This is a genomic window from Pseudoalteromonas sp. CH_XMU1449-3, from assembly GCF_037027245.1.
Lineage (GTDB): Bacteria > Pseudomonadota > Gammaproteobacteria > Enterobacterales > Alteromonadaceae > Pseudoalteromonas > Pseudoalteromonas shioyasakiensis.
On the sequence record NZ_JAYMDY010000002.1, the window covers coordinates 90,061 to 108,216 of the forward strand.

Annotated in this window: 17 protein-coding genes; 4 read left to right on the forward strand and 13 right to left on the reverse strand. The window is 42.2% G+C overall.

The window, feature by feature from the left end:
* Window positions 1-20: 20 nt before the first annotated feature.
* The 13 genes from lpxA to rpsB form a co-directional block, all read right to left on the reverse strand.
* A complete protein-coding gene (gene lpxA / locus WA256_RS02905; RefSeq protein ID WP_335988915.1) occupies window positions 21-791 on the reverse strand; it encodes an acyl-ACP--UDP-N-acetylglucosamine O-acyltransferase in 771 nt (256 codons plus the stop codon).
* A gap of 2 nt (window positions 792-793) precedes the next feature.
* Complete coding sequence (fabZ, locus tag WA256_RS02910; protein ID WP_054562040.1) at window positions 794-1,246, reverse strand: 3-hydroxyacyl-ACP dehydratase FabZ; 453 nt, start codon at window positions 1,244-1,246, stop codon at window positions 794-796.
* A gap of 10 nt (window positions 1,247-1,256) precedes the next feature.
* Window positions 1,257-2,297, reverse strand: a complete 1,041-nt coding sequence (gene lpxD, locus WA256_RS02915; protein WP_062566887.1) for a UDP-3-O-(3-hydroxymyristoyl)glucosamine N-acyltransferase — start codon at window positions 2,295-2,297, stop codon at window positions 1,257-1,259.
* Between the two features lie 9 nt (window positions 2,298-2,306).
* Window positions 2,307-2,825 (reverse strand): OmpH family outer membrane protein, encoded by a 519-nt coding sequence (locus tag WA256_RS02920; RefSeq protein ID WP_054553115.1) that lies wholly within the window; start codon window positions 2,823-2,825, stop codon window positions 2,307-2,309.
* A 12-nt stretch (window positions 2,826-2,837) separates the two neighbouring features.
* Complete coding sequence (gene bamA / locus WA256_RS02925) at window positions 2,838-5,309, reverse strand: outer membrane protein assembly factor BamA (RefSeq protein ID WP_062566886.1); 2,472 nt, start codon at window positions 5,307-5,309, stop codon at window positions 2,838-2,840.
* Between the two features lie 106 nt (window positions 5,310-5,415).
* Complete coding sequence (gene rseP, locus WA256_RS02930) at window positions 5,416-6,768, reverse strand: sigma E protease regulator RseP (RefSeq protein ID WP_335988921.1); 1,353 nt, start codon at window positions 6,766-6,768, stop codon at window positions 5,416-5,418.
* A 1-nt stretch (window position 6,769) separates the two neighbouring features.
* Window positions 6,770-7,969 (reverse strand): 1-deoxy-D-xylulose-5-phosphate reductoisomerase, encoded by a 1,200-nt coding sequence (ispC, locus tag WA256_RS02935; RefSeq protein WP_058586277.1) that lies wholly within the window; start codon window positions 7,967-7,969, stop codon window positions 6,770-6,772.
* Window positions 7,966-8,832, reverse strand: a complete 867-nt coding sequence (locus WA256_RS02940) for a phosphatidate cytidylyltransferase (RefSeq protein WP_063529914.1) — start codon at window positions 8,830-8,832, stop codon at window positions 7,966-7,968. Before WA256_RS02940 ends, ispC begins: the two co-directional genes overlap by 4 nt.
* A gap of 22 nt (window positions 8,833-8,854) precedes the next feature.
* A complete protein-coding gene (locus WA256_RS02945) occupies window positions 8,855-9,634 on the reverse strand; it encodes an isoprenyl transferase (RefSeq protein WP_054553120.1) in 780 nt (259 codons plus the stop codon).
* Between the two features lie 104 nt (window positions 9,635-9,738).
* On the reverse strand, window positions 9,739-10,296 hold the full coding sequence (frr, locus tag WA256_RS02950) for a ribosome recycling factor (RefSeq protein WP_054553121.1): 558 nt from the start codon (window positions 10,294-10,296) through the stop codon (window positions 9,739-9,741).
* Window positions 10,297-10,310: 14 nt separating this feature from the next.
* Window positions 10,311-11,060: a UMP kinase gene (gene pyrH / locus WA256_RS02955; protein WP_054553317.1), complete on the reverse strand. Its 750-nt coding sequence runs from the start codon at window positions 11,058-11,060 to the stop codon at window positions 10,311-10,313.
* Window positions 11,061-11,211: 151 nt separating this feature from the next.
* Window positions 11,212-12,063: a translation elongation factor Ts gene (tsf, locus tag WA256_RS02960; RefSeq protein WP_062566883.1), complete on the reverse strand. Its 852-nt coding sequence runs from the start codon at window positions 12,061-12,063 to the stop codon at window positions 11,212-11,214.
* A gap of 103 nt (window positions 12,064-12,166) precedes the next feature.
* Window positions 12,167-12,895 (reverse strand): 30S ribosomal protein S2, encoded by a 729-nt coding sequence (gene rpsB / locus WA256_RS02965; RefSeq protein WP_054562046.1) that lies wholly within the window; start codon window positions 12,893-12,895, stop codon window positions 12,167-12,169.
* A 247-nt stretch (window positions 12,896-13,142) separates the two neighbouring features.
* On the opposite strand from rpsB, the gene map reads away from it, so the two are divergent.
* The 4 genes from map to WA256_RS02985 all read left to right on the forward strand — a co-directional run bounded on the left by map (window position 13,143) and on the right by WA256_RS02985 (window position 17,984).
* Window positions 13,143-13,952, forward strand: a complete 810-nt coding sequence (gene map / locus WA256_RS02970) for a type I methionyl aminopeptidase (protein ID WP_228290538.1) — start codon at window positions 13,143-13,145, stop codon at window positions 13,950-13,952.
* 12 nt (window positions 13,953-13,964) lie between these two features.
* On the forward strand, window positions 13,965-16,583 hold the full coding sequence (gene glnD / locus WA256_RS02975) for a [protein-PII] uridylyltransferase (protein ID WP_335988929.1): 2,619 nt from the start codon (window positions 13,965-13,967) through the stop codon (window positions 16,581-16,583).
* A gap of 9 nt (window positions 16,584-16,592) precedes the next feature.
* Window positions 16,593-17,420, forward strand: a complete 828-nt coding sequence (dapD, locus tag WA256_RS02980) for a 2,3,4,5-tetrahydropyridine-2,6-dicarboxylate N-succinyltransferase (RefSeq protein WP_054553126.1) — start codon at window positions 16,593-16,595, stop codon at window positions 17,418-17,420.
* A 288-nt stretch (window positions 17,421-17,708) separates the two neighbouring features.
* Entirely contained in the window at window positions 17,709-17,984 is a 276-nt protein-coding gene (locus WA256_RS02985) for a hypothetical protein (protein ID WP_253109031.1), read from the forward strand.
* Window positions 17,985-18,156 lie beyond the last annotated feature (172 nt).

Sequence of the window (18,156 nt, forward strand, 5' to 3'; positions counted from 1 at the left end):
TTATAGAAGTTCGCTTATGATTAGCGAATAATTCCGCGCTCTGAGCTTTTCACGAAGTCTATCATCAGCTGAACAGCTGGGTACTTCGCAGCATCTTCACTTAGCACAGCGATTGCTTCTTCAACACCTAAGCTCTTACGATAAAGCGTTTTATATGCACGGCGTGTTGCCATGATTTCATCGCTTTCAAAGCCACGGCGTTTCATGCCTTCAGTATTGATTGCTACAGGGCCTGCCGGTGTACCAATAGTAGTTACAAATGGCGGTACATCTTTATTAACGCCTGAGTACATACCTACAAAGGCATGTGAACCAATTTTACAGAACTGGTGAACACCTGAATTACCTGCAAGGATCACCCAGTCACCTACGTGTACGTGGCCAGCTACAGAGGCATTGTTAGCAAAAATAACGTTATCGCCCACAACTGCATCATGTGCAACGTGTGTGTAAGCCATAAATAAGTTGTTGCTACCAATTTTTGTTACACCTTGGTCTTGAATCGTACCACGGTGAATTGTCGCACACTCACGGATCACGTTGTTGTCACCAATGATCAGAGTCGTTGGCTCATTCGCATACTTTTTGTCTTGGCAAGCTTCACCGACCGAAGCAAATTGGAAAATATGGTTACCAGAACCAATCGTCGATGGGCCTTTTACAACCACATGAGATTCGATGATACAGTTATCACCAATAGTTACATCGTTACCGATATAGCTGTAAGGGCCAACTGATACGTTATTTCCAAGTTTTGCACCTGGTTCGATTATCGCCGTAGGATGGATCACTATTAAAACTCTCTTCTCGCACACATGATTTCGGCAGTACACACTACTTTGCCGTCAACTTTTGCTTCTGCTGCAAATTTCCATATATTGCGGCGCTCTTTTACAAACTCTACATGCAAATGCATAGTATCGCCAGGTAATACCGGCTGTTTGAATCGCGCATTGTCGATCGCTGCGAATAAATATAGTTCGTTATCGCTACGATTTTCAACTGTCTTAAAACCAAGTAAGCCAGTTGCTTGAGCCATTGCTTCTAAAATCAACACACCTGGAAAGATAGGTTGATTAGGAAAATGACCCGTAAAAATAGGTTCGTTCACTGTTACATTTTTAATCGCATGTAACGACTCGCCTGGCGTGTAATCAAGTACACGGTCAACAAGTAGCATCGGGTAACGATGCGGAAGTAAACTCAAGATATCCTGGATATCAAGACTATTTAATTCATTTGCCAAAATAGCATCCTTATTTGTCTTCAATATTGAGTGACTTAGTCAGTGACTCAAGTGCTTTAATGCGGTCTTTCATATCGCCAAGGTTACGGATATGGGCAATACTACGTCGCCATTCTTTGTTGGTTAGATGTGGCAAGCCTGAAGAATAAATTCCAGGTTCTGTGATTGCCTTAGTCACCATACTCATGCCGGTGATTATAGCACCATCGCATACGCTAATGTGACCATTAATTGCAACCATACCGCCAATCTGACAATTCCTACCGATCACTGTGCTGCCAGCAAATACCGTACAACCAGCAACCGCTGTACCCGAACCGATCTCGACATTATGCGCTATTTGACATTGATTATCGATAATTACATTACTATGGATGATAGTATCGTCTAGCGCACCACGGTCAATCGTAGTAGACGCGCCTACCTCAACCTTATCACCGATGATTACTCGGCCAAGTTGCGGTATTTTCACCCATTCGCCACGCTCGTTAGCGTAACCAAAACCATCACTGCCCACTACCGTATTGGCTTGGAATAAACAGTCGCTGCCAATCTCTACTTCATGGTAAACGCTTACATTTGCCCAAAGCTTAGTGCCTTGGCCAATTTTTGCGTGCTCACCAATAAAACAGCCTGGGCCAATCTGCACATCGTTTGCAATTACAGCGCCCGCTTCGATCACCACATTGGCGGCGATCGCGACATTATCGCCAATAGAGGCTGAATCGTGAATGACTGCACTTGGGTGAATACCCGTCACTGCTGAGCGCGGTGTGGTATCCATTAGCTGAGCAAGTTTGGCGTAACAAACATAAGGATTAGCAACAATGAGCTTATTACCCGAAAAGTACTCAGCATCTGCTGGTGATAAAATCACCGCACTTGCTTGAGTATCTTCTAATTGCGAGCGATATTTCTTGTTCGCTAAAAATGCAATATGCCCATGTTGGGCATTTGCAAGTGTAGATATTTTTTTAATCTCTGTGGCGCCGTCACCTTGAAGCTCGGCGCCCAGAAGATCCGCTATCTGCGAAAGCGTGTAGTTTTGCATATATGATTTCTATTGCTTACTTACTTTTTCAACAACTTTGCTTGATAAGTCATCGACAGTTTTAGGGTTAACATAAATCGTTGTTTCTTTAACTTTAACTTCATCGAATTTGCCAGCTTTCGCTACTTCTTCGATTGCATCTAAGATTAGCTTTTGAACTTTAGCTAGTTCTTGGTTTTGACGCATTTTGATTTCTTGCTCTAAAGGACGACCTTTTTCAGCAAGTTGCTGCTGCATACCTTGAATCTTAGTACGTAATTCTTCTTTTTGCTTATCGCTCATCGTTGTTGCTTCACGCTTGAACTTTTCAGCTTCAAAACGGATATCACCTTGAAGTTTTTCTAGTTCTTGACGACGCTCTGAGAATTCAGCTTCTAAAGTTTGCTCTACTTTCGCCATTTGTGGGATTTGCTTGTAGATTTCTTGCATATCAACGATACCTACTTTGTGCGCGAATGCGTTAGTAGATAGACCCATAGATAAAGTAGCAAGTAGTGCAAAAGCTGTTGATTTAATTGATTTATTCACGAAAAAACTCCTTTAGAATGTATTACTAATGTTAAAGCTGATGGTCTTCGTATCGTCATCTTCTTCTTTTTGCAATGGATACGCAAAACTGATCAGCATTGGACCCATCGGAGAGATCCATTGTAGAGAAAGACCGGTTGAAACCCTAAAGCGCATCGGATCTGAGTAATCATCCAATTTTGCACGTTCATCTGTTGAAAGGTTTTGATAACGGTCAATATTAAACTCTGTATCCCATACGTTTGCAGCATCTACGAAGAAGCTAGTACGTACAGAGCTGGTGTTTTCTTCATCTAAGAAAGGTGTTGGAACAATAAGCTCCATCCCTGCTACCGCTTTGGCATTACCACCAATTCGGCCTGCTGTTTGTAATTGGTCAAATTCTGATGCACCACCAATGCTACCTGTTGTTGTACCATCAGGTAATGGTGTACCAGGAATGCTTTGCGGAAAACGTGATACGGCACGTGGTAAGATCGTATTACGGTCAAAGCCACGTAGTTCCATTTCAGTAATTCTGAAGAACTCTTGGAACGGCAGTGTTTGGTCATAACCATTGGTTGTACCGTAACCATTACCGTAACCAAGTGCCGCACGCGTTGAGAACACCCAGCGGTGGTCATTACTGATTGGCCAGTAGAAACGCGAGTCATAATTTAGCTTAAAGTACTGTAAATCAGAGTTTGGCGTTGTCGCAGTTAAGTTAAGAGATTGGCGCGAACCTGCTGTTGGGAATAAACCACGGTTAACAGTAACACGTGACCAACCTGCGCTTAACTCGTACTTAGTAAAGTCAAAGCCTGCGTCTGGATTTTCAGGGTCTAAGAATGTTTCACGAATAACACGTGTTTGCTCATATTCTGCAATATCAGACAGCTCTTCTTGCACCCAACGAACACCAAAGTTAATACGGTTTACTGCATCGATTGGGAAACCAATGTTTGTACCAATACCATAACTCTTCGATTTATAGTCGATTAGGCTGAATTTACTTGCATCATAGTTACTGTAGAAGATGCTACTACCTTGCGATACACCATCTGGCGTAAAGTAAGGGTCAGTATAAGACACACTAATACGTTCAGAACCACGTGAGGTATTAATGTTGAAACCAATTTGGTTACCGGTACCTAAGAAGTTTGATTCACTCACACCAATGTTAAATTGCAGACCCAAGTAAGAACCATAAGCAAGACCTGCGTTAAAGCTACCTGCAGATTGTTCTTTCACAGTGAAATCTACATCAACTTGGTCATCTACACCTGGTACTGGCACAACATTAAAATCAACGCTTTCCATGTAAGGTAAACGCTGGATTTGCAGTTTAGAGCGCTCAAGGCTTTGGTTTGATAACCACGCACCTTCAAGCTGTGTCATTTCACGACGAACCACTTCATCAGAAGTATTTTGGTTACCGCCCACAATAATACGACGAACATAAACACGTTTGCCCGGATTAACAGAAAGCGTTAATTGAACTTCTTTGTTTTCGTCATCAATCTCAGGGATGGTACGTACTTCAGCATTGGCATAACCAAAACGTGCTAAGTAGCTTTTGATAAACTCTTCTGATGATGTCACCACAGAGCCGTTATAAAGCTCGCCAGTTTTTAGCGGGATAACGCTCTTAATAAGCTCTTCACGGCCTAACAAGTCACCAATAAAGTCAAAGCCTTTCACTTTGTATTTAACACCTTCGGTGATATTTGCTGTTACATAAACAGAATCACGCTCAGGACTAACTGATACTTGTGTCGAATCGATATTAAAACGTAGGTAACCACGGTCTAAGTAGTAACTACGAATTTTCTCTAAATCGCCTTCGATAGTTTGCTTTTGGTAGCGGTCACTCGACATGAACTGCCACCAAGGCAAATCTTGTTGAGACTCGGCTAATTTAAGTAGCTCTTCATCTGAGAAAAGCTCGTTACCAACCAAGTTGATTTGACGAATTGACGCTGCGTCACCTTCATCAAATTTGAATAAAAGTTTTACACGGTTACGCGGTAACTTAGTAATGCTTACATCCACTTTTGCATTGTATTTACCAATACTGTGGAAGAATTCAACTAAGCCTTTTTCAATGTTATCAAGAACCGTTTTATCAAGCGGCTCACCAGTACGGATATCTTGCTGGTCTAGCGACTCATTAAGTTGCTCATCTTTGATGTCTTTATTGCCATCAAATTCGATCATGCTGATCGTTGGGCGTTCAGTCACTCGGAAGATAACACTGTTGCCATCACGTAATGCTTTAATATTGTCAAAGTGACCTGAACGATAGAGAGCCTTTATGGTTCTAGAAATTGTGTACTCATCAATATTATCGCCCACGTTGATCGGAATATGCGTTAACGCTGCACCCAGTGCAACACGCTGTAAACCTTCAACTTTTAAATCATCTACAATAAAGGAGTTTTGGCCTAGGGCTGCAAAGCTAGCACCTAATAAACTTGAAACTGCCAAATGTTTTTTTATAGCCATTTTGTTATCTTTATCCTTTACAACTGTATTACCGCTCAACACCTTATAAATTTAACTTTTGCGGTGTTTTACAATCGTGTTCAAATTGGAATTTTTCGCTTACTTGTTATAAACGCGATACATCATTGAACAAAGCGAAACATGTTAAAAACAGAAGCAGCAAGGCCCCCACTTTAAAACCAAATTCTTGCGTCTTTTCAGAGACCGGCTTTTTGCGAAAAAGTTCAATTATGTAATACATTAAGTGCCCACCATCTAGCACTGGAAGCGGTAATAAGTTAAATACGCCAAGGTTTACACTAATTAATGCTAAAAAGCTTAAAAATGCAACCAAGCCATAGCTTACGCTAGTTCCCGCGCCAACTGCAATGCCCACCGGGCCACTTAAATTTTTAACCGACACCTGACCGGTAATTAAATTACCAATCATGTCAAAACTAAGGGTAATTAAACGCCATGTTTCTTGTATGCCCAGCACAATACTATCGACAGGGCCATAATGTCTAGTTTCAATATAGTTTTCTGGCCATGGCTCAACCACCGGAGACACACCTAAAAAGCCCTGAGCAACGCCCTCATCATTGGTTCTGCTTTGTGGCGTCACTGACAGCTCTTTTATACTATCTTGCCTTTGTACACTAAATTGTAAGGATTTGTTAGGTGATTGCTGAATTAGTGAAACTAACTGGGTCCAACTGCTGATATTTTCACCATTTACAGCAAAAATTTTGTCGTTCACCTGTAAGCCTGCAGCTTCTGCCGCCGAGCCTTTGCTAATCATCGCCACTTCTAAAAGTGCTTTAGGACGAAATGGCACAATGCCTATAGAGGTTAATGGTGGTACGTCTTGTTGATCTAATTTCCAACCATCTAAGTTAAGAGTACGCACATGCTTTTGATAATTCTGATCGCGAAGCGTTACCACAACACTTTGCTCACCTAAGCGGCTCATTAGCGAGAATGTTGCATCTTGCCAAGTATTGATATCGTCTTCACCAATTTTAATAATTTGCTGGTTTGGCTCAATATTAGCAGCTGCGGCACGACTGCCCTGAGACACCTCACCCACCACAGGTTTCAATGACTGAACGCCGACCATGTACATTACAGCAAGGGCAAAAATAGCGAATAAAAAGTTTGCCATCGGGCCTGCAGCCACAATCGCAATACGTGCTTTTACTGATTTAGCATTAAATGATAAATGTCGCTGCTCTGGCGGCACTTCGTCAACACGCTCATCAAGCATTTTGACATAACCACCTAGTGGGATTGCTGCAATCACATATTCGGTTTGCTGTTTGTCGTACCACTTGACTAATGGCTTACCAAAGCCAATTGAAAAACGCAGCACTTTCACGCCGGCTTTTCGCGCAACCCAGAAATGACCATATTCATGCACAGTCACTAAAATACCCAGAGCAAGAATAAATGAGCCAAGATTCCAGAAAAAATCAAACATGCTAGTTGATGCCTCTTTTTACAAACTCAGTCGCTTTTACACGTGCAGCTTGGTCACAAGCTAAAATCTCGTCAAGAGTTTGCACGTTGATATTTTGCGTTGCATTGAGCGTTTCAGCGTTAATTCGATAAATATCTGTAAAGCCGATTTGACCATTTAGAAATGCTGCAACCGCTATTTCATTCGCCGCATTTACTGTTGTGGTTGCACCTTGGCCCATTTCACACGCATCAATGGCAAGTTTTAAATTAGGGTAACGAGCATAATCTGGTTTAGTGAAAGTAAAATCTGCCATTTGTGAAAAATCGAGCGGTTTGACACCCGCATCGACACGCTCAGGAAAAGCTAAAGCATGAGCAATTGGTGTGCGCATATCTGGATTACCCATTTGCGCAAGCACTGAGCCATCTTGATATTGCACCATAGAGTGAATAATACTTTGTGGGTGGATCACCACTTCAATATCACTGGCACAGCAGTTAAACAGCCACTTGGCTTCTATAAACTCTAGGCCTTTATTCATCATAGTCGCTGAATCAACAGAAATCTTTTGTCCCATTGACCAGTTTGGATGTGCCACTGCTTCTGCAACAGTCACTGATGGTAATGTCGCTAAATCACGCTTTAAGAAAGGACCGCCAGAACCTGTAAGCAAGATTTTGCTTACACCATTATCAGCAAGTAGGCCTGATGCATTCTGTAATGATGCTGGCATACATTGGAAAATCGCATTATGTTCGCTGTCGATAGGCAGTAAAGTGGCGCCATGTTGTTTTACTTTATCAATAAACAACTGACCCGACATAACTAGCGACTCTTTATTCGCTAGCAACACTTTTTTGCCAGCTTCAACTGCACTTAAAGTCGGCAGTAGACCCGCTGCACCCACTATCGCCGACATCACTGCATCAACATCTGTATGTGCAGCAAGCTCACACATCGCATCAACACCTGCTAGCACCTGTGTGCTGCATGAGCTTTTAGCGAGTAAATTCGAAAGCGCGCTAGCGGCTTGTTGATCAGCCATAACAGCAAACTTAGGCTGATGTGCGATACACAACTCAGCCATTTGCTCGGCATTTTTACCCGCCGCTAAAGCAAAAACCGCAAAGCGCTCCGGGTTTCTAGAAACAACATCTAAGGTGCTTAAACCGATTGAACCAGTTGCGCCCAGTACAACAAGTTGCTCTACTTTGCTCATAAACTCAGTGTCCATGCGTAGCAAAGTACAAAAATTGGCGCAGCTGCGGTTAAGCTATCGATACGATCTAAAATACCGCCATGACCTGGTAAACATGAACCGCTGTCTTTCAAGCCAACTTCACGTTTAAACATACTTTCGAGTAAATCGCCTACGGCTGAGAATAACGCGATAAATGCAGTCATCACGGCATAGATTGGCCAAACACTCATGTCAACATTAGTGAAATGGCAAAATACTAAAACAAAAACAACCGAAGCCACTACACCACCTAATAAACCTTCAATCGTTTTATTAGGACTTACCTTTGGCATTAGTTTACGTTTACCTAAGTTCTTACCAGTAAAGTAAGCACCAATATCTGCGCTCCACACAATACCAAGTACAACTAAAATTAACATTGAACCAAAGTGAGTAGATTCGCCATAACCTGCGCTACGTAGTGTATTTAGTGCAAGCCAAAGTGGCACTAACGTTAAAAAGCCAGCAATGGCACGCATTACAATGCCTTCATTCCAAGCCTTTGCCATAGCTGGGTAGCGCCAAACTAAGTACGTTGCCACAATCCACCATGCAAATGACAAGGTAAATAGGTAGTTTGCATCACCCACTAATTGACCATTTTGCCAAAGTGATTCAATGGGCCAATGCCAGTTCAGTAATGCCAAAAATGCAGCCGTTGCTGCAACAAATCCAAAACGTTTAACTTTATCGCATAGGCCCATAAATGCAGACCACTCCCATGCACCGAGTAAAACAATACCAGCGGCGATATAACTAAATAGTGTCAATGGGGTATAAAAAACCAAAATAAGTGCAAGTGGTGCCAACACGAGCGAGGTTAAAATTCGTTGTTTTAGCAATGTGTGTACCTTCAACTAGTAATTAGGTCTCGGCGAGTAATTGTTTTATTTGTTCGCCTGTACAACCAAATCGTCGCTCTCTGGCAACGTAACATGCGATAGCGTCAGCAAATGCAGCTTCATTGAAGTCTGGCCAAAGCGTATCGGTAAAGTAAAGCTCAGCATAAGCCGCTTGCCATAAAAGGAAGTTACTGATGCGTAAATCTCCGCCGGTGCGGATCATTAAATCAAGCTCACCTTGGTCGGCCATACTCATTTGTTCAGCCATTAGCTCTTCAGTAATATCTTCTGCGGCCATTTCACCGGCTGCGACCTTTTTCGCAAGCGTTGTTGCAGCGTTAGTAATATCCCAACGTCCACCATAATTAGCTGCCACGTTTAACTGTAGACCCGTATTATTACGAGTTAATTCATGGGCTGCATCAACTTTATTGCGCAAACCTTCTGAAAAGCGTGATAAATCACCAATTATGTTTAGCTTTACATTATTTTTATGAAGTTTTTTAACTTCTTTGCCCAGTACGAATAAAAATAGCTCCATGAGCGTATTTACTTCGTCTTCTGGACGTCGCCAATTTTCGCTACTAAATGCGAATAGTGTTAACGACTGTATACCTAAGCGAGTACAAAATTGCACTGATTGACGAACCGCATCAACGCCCTTTTTGTGCCCATAAACACGTGGGCGATTTTTCGCTTGTGCCCAACGTCCGTTGCCATCCATGATTATAGCGACATGCTTAGGCAAACTTTGCTGGGAAATTTTATCAGCGTTAAGAACCATAAATATCGAGTATTCCATAAAAAAACGCCGTCTAGTATACCCTAGACGGCGTTTCAAAACTAATAAATTTAGTTACGCCTGTTTACTTACAGAATCAGTGTCTGAAAGATAAACAGCAGCGATTAGATTTCCATTAACTCAGCTTCTTTTGCAGCTAGTTGTGCGTCCATCTCTTTGATGAACTTATCAGTAAGCTTTTGGATCTCGTCTTCTGCTTGACGTGCTTCATCTTCAGAAATATCTTTTTCTTTCAATAAGCTCTTAATGTCGCCATTTGCGTCACGACGGATGTTACGTACAGCAACACGACCGCTTTCAACTTCGCCACGTACGATTTTGATAAGGTCTTTACGACGCTCTTCTGTAAGTGGAGGAAGTGGAACACGAATAACAGTACCTGCAGACATTGGGTTTAAACCTAAATCTGAAGCCATGATCGCTTTTTCTACTGCTTGCGCTAGTGACTTATCAAACACGCTAATTGCAAGTGTACGAGAGTCTTCAATTGTTACGTTGGCAACTTGGTTTAATGGCGTGTCAGCACCGTAGTAAGACACTTGAATACCGTCAAGTAATGCTGGGTGCGCACGGCCTGTGCGAATTTTAGATAATTGACTGCCTAGTGCCGCAACACTTTTTTGCATACGTTCTGACGCATCTTTTTTGATATCGTTAATCACGGTTCAATCCTAATCTATTTGCTAGTTTCATCTGAGGCTTGTGAAGAGATAAGCGTTCCTTCATCTTCGCCCATAATAACACGCTTAAGCGCGCCTGATTTATTCATGTTAAATACGCTTAATGGCATGTTGTGGTCACGCGCCAGCGTAAATGCAGCTAAATCCATAACCTTAAGCTCTTTATCAATGATTTCATTGTAGCTTAAGTGGCGATATAGTGTAGCGTCTGGGTTTTTCACTGGATCATCAGAGTAAACACCATCCACTTTAGTCGCTTTGATTACAGTATCTGCTTCAATTTCAATACCACGTAAACACGCTGCTGAGTCTGTTGTGAAGAATGGGTTACCTGTACCCGCTGAGAAAATTACAACGCGGCCAGATTTTAATAGGCTGATAGCTTCTGCCCAGTTGTAAGCATCACACACACCGTTCAGTGGGATAGCAGACATTAAACGACAATTTACAAATGCACGGTGCAGTGCATCACGCATTGCTAAACCATTCATTACAGTCGCAAGCATACCCATGTGGTCGCCAACTACGCGGTTCATACCCGCTTCTGCTAATGAACCACCACGCAAGAAGTTACCGCCACCGATAACTAAACCTACTTCTACGTCGAGCTCTACAAGTTCTTTAATTTCTTGAGCCATACGGTCAAGTACTTTTGGGTCGATGCCGAAGCCTTCGTCTCCCATTAATGCTTCACCGCTAAGTTTAAGAAGAACACGTCTAAAAATAGGTTTACGATTGATAGTCATAATATTTGGGCCAGCCTTAGTAATGAGATAAAAAATAACCGCGCTATGGTTACACATAAAACGCGGTTATTTTAAAGAATTTTCATCAGTGACGCAAAAGCTAATAGCAGATTAATTTCATCTTATTGCCCTACGTCACTAAGTTAGAAAATTACTCGCCTTTTGCAGCAGCGATTTGAGCAGCTACTTCAGCAGCGAAGTCTTCTTCTTTACGCTCGATACCTTCACCAACTTCTAAACGGATGAAGTTAGAAACAGTTGCGCCTTTCTCTTTAAGAATTTCGCCAACTGATTTTTTAGGTTCCATGATGAAAGCTTGACCAGTAAGAGAGATCTCACCAGTGAATTTCTTCATACGACCGATAACCATTTTCTCAGCGATTTCAGCAGGCTTGCCTTCGTTCATCGCGATATCGATTTGAACTGCTTTTTCTTTTTCAACAACGTCAGCTGGTACGTCTTCTGGGTTTACGAACTCAGGCTTAGACGCAGCTACGTGCATAGCAACTTGCTTAAGTGTTTCTTCGTCAGCTTCACCAACTACAACAACACCGATACGGTCGCCGTGGCGGTAAGAAGAAAGCTTGTCACCGTCGATGTACTCAACGCGACGAACGTTGATGTTTTCACCGATTTTAGCAACTAGAGCAACACGAGTTTCTTCGAATTGTGCTTTAAGTGCTTCGATGTCTGCTTTAGATTCTGCAGCAGCGTCAAGAACTTGGTTAGCGAAACCAAGGAAGTTAGCGTCTTTAGCAACGAAGTCAGTTTGACAGTTAACTTCAAGAAGTGCAGCGAAACCGTTACCTTCTTTGATTAAGATTGTACCTTCAGCAGCGATGTTACCTGCTTTTTTAGCAGCCTTTGCAGCACCGCTCTTACGCATGTTTTCGATCGCTAACTCGATGTCACCGTTAGTTTCAGTTAACGCTTTTTTACAATCCATCATGCCAGCGCCAGTACGCTCGCGTAATTCTTTAACTAGGGCAGCAGTTACAGCCATTAGAATATCCTCAATTGAATTCTGTTATAGGGAAGCGGTATAGGCCGCTTAACAAGAATAACAAGTCTTCATCTTAATTAGATGAAGACTTGATGACAGCTAATTACTCAGCTTCTACGAAGTCGTCTTTCTCAGCTTGAGCAACGATGTTGTTCTCACGACCTTCAGTGATCGCAGCTGATACAGCGCCTGTGTAAAGTTGGATAGCACGGATCGCATCGTCGTTACCAGGTACGATGTAATCAACACCGTCTGGGTTAGAGTTAGTATCAACGATAGCAACAACTGGAATACCTAGGTTGTTAGCTTCACGGATAGCGATGTGCTCGTGGTCTGCATCGATAACGAAAAGCGCGTCAGGAAGACCGCCCATGTCTTTGATACCACCAAGGCTCTTTTCAAGCTTTTCCATTTCACGAGTAAGCATTAACGCTTCTTTCTTAGTTAATTTCTCGAAAGTACCGTCTTGGCTTTGCGCTTCAAGGTCTTTAAGACGCTTGATTGATTGACGAACTGTTTTCCAGTTAGTCAACATACCACCTAACCAACGGTGGTTTACGTAGAACTGCTCGCTTTGGATCGCTGCTTCTTTAACTGCTTCGCTTGCTGCGCGCTTAGTACCAACGAAAAGTACTTTACCTTTGTTAGAAGCTGCGTTCGATAAGAACTTAAGTGCTTCGTTGAACATTGGTACAGTTTGCTCTAGGTTGATGATATGAACACGGTTACGAGCGCCGAAGATGAAAGGCTTCATCTTAGGGTTCCAGTAACGTGCCTGGTGACCAAAGTGAACACCAGCTTGAAGCATATCGCGCATTGAAACGTTTGCCATTTGTATAATCCTCTATAATTTAGGGTTAGGCCTCCACATATCCCATAGCACCAACACCGCAGTTAATTTGTAACTTAAGTGCACCCAAGTGTATGTGACGATACGTGTGTGTGTTAAAATAAAATTGTGTTTGCCTTAAATACAAAAAATCAGTTAAGAATTTATTTGTAAAAAGACGGCGCGCTTTATACCATATTAAAATTGAAAACTCAACGTCTAGTGCAAAATTTGTGCACTGAAAACTGACCTGAAAAACAACTTTGGAGCCTCAATGAGTGCTGTGATCAAGACCCCTGAAGAAATCGAAAAAATGCGTGTTGCCGGGCGCTTAGCCGCCGAGGTACTAGAAATGATAGAACCGCATGTGGTGCCAGGTGTAACCACAGATGAACTAAATACAATTTGTCATGATTATATTGTTAATGTTCAAGATGCTATTCCAGCACCGCTTAATTACCACGGTTTCCCAAAATCAATTTGCACCTCAGTGAACCATGTAATTTGTCACGGTATTCCAAATGACAAACCACTTAAAGAAGGCGATAGCGTAAATATCGACGTAACTGTGATCAAAGATGGCTATCACGGTGATACATCTAAGATGTTCCACGTTGGTACACCTAACATTCAAGGCAAGCGTCTTGCTGATATCACGCAAGAAAGCCTTTATCTTGCAATTAAAATGGTTAAGCCAGGCGTACGCTTAGGTGATATTGGTGCTGCAATTCAAAAATACGCAGAAAGCTTTAGCTATTCTATCGTACGTGAATATTGTGGCCACGGTATTGGTGCTGAGTTTCACGAAGAACCTCAAGTAATGCACTATGGTAAACCAGGTACTGGCGAAGTATTAAAAGCAGGTATGTGCTTAACAATCGAGCCTATGGTTAATGCTGGTAAACGCCAATGTAAGCTACTTAAAGACAACTGGACTGTCGTAACAAAAGACCGTTCATTGTCTGCACAGTGGGAACATACACTGTTAGTGACTGAAAATGGTGTTGAAATTTTAACGCTCCGATCAGATGATACTATTGACAGGATCATCGAACACTAGGAGCCAGCCCCAGTGGCATTACCCAATAAAGTAAAAAAGTTGCTCAGCCAAGCTGAGCAACTTAGCGATTATCGCGATTGTTCTAGTTATTTTTATAAATGGCTACAGAACGAATTCTCAAAACAACCCGTTAGCAACTTAATTAATGCCCGCGCTGAGTTTATCGACCGCTTATTAATTAAACTGTTTCACGATTACGACCTTGCTCACGAAAGTGACTTAGCCCTGATTGCTGTGGGTGGTTATGGTCGTGGCGAACTACACCCCTATTCCGATATCGACTTTATGTTGCTGGTAAGCGAGCAGCCAAGTGAAGCCGTGTGCGAGAAAATTGGCCAGTTCGTTACCATGCTTTGGGATCTTAATTTAGAAATTGGTCACAGCGTTCGCACTATAGAACAAGCTTTAGAACAAAAACGCGAAGATGTGACATTTGCCACCAGCTTACTCGAAAGCCGATTAATTTTCGGTAACCATATCGAATTCGAAAAATTAAAAAATCATTTAATAGATACGCCGATTTGGCGCTCAGACGAATTCTTTTTGGCAAAAGTACAAGAACAAAGTTTACGCCATAAGAAATGCCATGGTACGGCTTATAACCTTGAACCCAATATCAAAGAAAACCCAGGTGGCCTGCGCGACTTACAGACCATTATTTGGGTTGCTAAAAAACACTTTAGAGCCGAAACATTACAAGAACTCATAAATCACGGCTATCTTACTCACGAAGAATACCAAGAGCTGTCTGAGTGTTTAGAAAACCTATGGAACATTCGTTTTGCGCTGCACATCGCTGCGGGTCGCTCTGAAAACCGCTTATTGTTCGATCATCAACCTCATGCCGCAGAAATTCTCGGCTTTGGTAGTGACGGTAAAGCCTCGGTCGAGCGCATGATGAAACGCTTATTTAGGATCATGAGCCGCGTACGTGAGCTTAACCAAATGCTGCTTTCATACTTTGAGCAAAGCATTTTACCGGGTGCCGGTGAATTACCTGTGATTGAGCTCGACCGTAACTTTGAGCGCATTGGCCATCAAATTCGTGTTAAGAATCCATCGGTGTTCTTCCGCCGTGATCAGCTATTTGTGTTGTTCGAGCATATTGCTGATAACCCAGAGATCACCCATATTTACCCAAGTACCATACGTACAATGCGCCAAGTTCGCCGTCGTTTATTGGGTGATTTACAAGATTACGCCGCCTGTCGCGAAGCATTTTTGCGTTTAATCAAACACCCTAACGGTATGGGCCGCGCATTTACGCTGATGCACAAGCACGGCATTATTGCTGCCTACTTACCACAGTGGCGTAATATTTTTGGCCAAATGCAGTTCGATTTATTCCATGCCTACACTGTGGATGAACATACCCATAAACTCATCAACAATATTTATAAGTACTTTGATAAATCAAAAGTCAGCGAATTTCCGTTATGTAGTGAAATTGTCACTCGTATGGATAAGCCTGAGTTACTTTATTTAGCCGGTATTTTCCACGATATTGCTAAAGGCCGTGGTGGCGATCACTCTGAGCTTGGTTCAGTTGATGCAATTGCGTTTGCTAAGCTACACCGCTTCCCAGCCTCAGATGGCAAGCTTATTTCGTGGTTAGTGGCTAATCACTTACTTATGTCGGTTACAGCGCAGCGTAAAGATATTAATGACCCAGATGTAATTAAAGACTTTGCAAGTAAGGTGAAAAATGAGCGCCAGCTTGACTACTTATACTGCTTAACCTTGGCCGATATTCGCGCAACTAACGATAACCTGTGGAACGATTGGAAAAATACCCTACTACGTGAGCTGTATTTACACACCCAGCGCGCGCTTCGTTTAGGGCTTGAAAATCCAATGGACCAACGTGATCAAATACGTGATAAAAAACAGCAAGCCAAACAGCGCTTACTGAACCACGGTTGTAACGAAGATCAAATCGACTTAATTTGGAGTCGCTTTAAAGCCAATTATTTTACTGCTTTTAGCGAGCAACAGATTTCGTGGCACACAGAGCACTTACTAAGCTGTGACGATTTAAGCCTGCCTAGCGTTGCCGTGTCTAACACCGCAATGCATGGTGGTACACAAGTATTTGCTTATAGCCCTTACTCGGGCAGTTTATTCTCACGTTTAGTTAGTGTGATTGGTTCGAAAAAAGCACAGATTCAACATGCGCAGGTACTGACCACAAAAGATGGCTACGTGCTATTTAGCTTTGTTATTTTAGAGGTCAATGGTGACCCGATTGCGAGTAACCGTTCGCAAGGCATTAAACGTGCTTTAGATCTTGCAATTAGCGACCCGAAAAAGAAAATTCGCCTTAAAAAGAATCGCTCTCAGCGCTTCAAAGACTTTAATATCAAACCAAAAATTGTGCTTAGACCGCATGCCCGTAAAGACCGCAGCTTAATTGAAATTCAAGCGGTGGATATTCCGGGTCTATTAACAAAAATTGCGGAAGTATTTCAAGCGCACTTATTACATATTCATGCCGCACGGATCACCACAGTTGGTGAGCGTGCAGAAGATTTCTTCGTGGTATCAAATAACGAATACCAAGCATTAACAGACGAAGAACAGGCTAAAATTCATCAAGCATTGCGTAAAAAACTCAACGCAGAAACCGAATAAGAGGATCTTATGTCAGATTTAAAAACCATGATCGAAAACGCCTGGGACAACCGCGATAGCATCAGCCCAAGCACGGTATCAAGTGAAGTTAAACAAGCAATTATCGACGCGCTTGAATTACTTGATAGCGGCGCTGCACGTGTTGCTGAAAAAATCAGTGGTGAGTGGGTTGTACATCAATGGTTAAAAAAAGCGGTGCTACTGTCTTTCCGTATTCGTGATAACCAACCAATGAGCGATGGTGTTAATCAGTTTTACGACAAAGTACCACTTAAATTTAGCGACTATACTCCAGAGCAATTCCAACAGGGCGGCATGCGTGTTGTGCCTAATGCTGTGGCACGTAAAGGCAGCTTCGTAGGTAAAAACGTGGTGCTTATGCCATCTTATGTCAACATTGGCGCCTACGTTGATGAAGGTACAATGGTTGATACATGGGCAACGGTTGGCTCATGTGCACAAATTGGTAAAAACGTTCACTTATCTGGCGGTGTAGGCATTGGTGGTGTACTTGAACCACTACAAGCTAACCCAACTATTATTGAAGACAACTGCTTTATTGGCGCACGTTCTGAAATTGTTGAAGGCGTTGTAGTTGAAGAAGGCGCAGTTATCTCAATGGGCGTTTATATCAGCCAAAGCACACGTATCTATGACCGTGAAACTGGCGAAATTCATTACGGCCGAGTACCAGCTGGTGCAGTTGTTGTTCCAGGTTCACTTCCGTCAAAAGATGGTTCGCACAGCCTATATGCTGCCATCATCGTGAAAAAAGTTGATCAGCAAACTCGCGAGAAAGTAGGTATTAATGCCCTACTTCGCTCGATTGATGAATAATAAAGCGGAGCTTTAAGCTGTCAGCTTAAGTTTGAGATAAGAAGCGCGATGCTAACTAGTTTCGCGCTTTTTTATTATCTGTAATGCAATGATTTTTAGCTAGTTTGTTGAGATATACTCACAAATATGTTTTAGTATAAAAAACAAACAAAAATAATAGTAAAAATGTTTAAGTCTTTTCGGAGTTTTACCCACACGGAGTTATTTTATTACACAGGGTTATTCTATCTTGTGGCAATCTTGCTGTTTGTATCACGTAGTTACCTATACGAATTTTTTGTAACTGATATGAATTCACATCGCATAGAAGTTAAAGAACTTGAAGTTGCTTTAACATCGCACGTTAATAAAGATTATGTTTTTGAAGCATTGCAAACAACCTTAGATGGCCTTGCAACCCCAGATCGAGTTGCAGTTACAATCCAATGTTATACGGTTTTCTGTGATGTTAGTTTTACGAACCCATTTATCACCATTAACGACCACAATCACTACAGTGCAGAAGTAAAACGTGTGTTTGAGCAAAATGTGGCTTCCCTTAGCCGAAAAGATACTACTCCCTAGTTTCAGGCGCTATTACTTAATGCTTTTAACTTAAAGCTCCTCAGCTAAATTGTTACATCTTATTTCAAATACACACTTTATCGCTTAATTACGGCTATTCAGCGTTACTTCTGAAACACATTTCATTTACCTCACTGGCACTTTTTTTACATCGCACTACAATGCACACAAA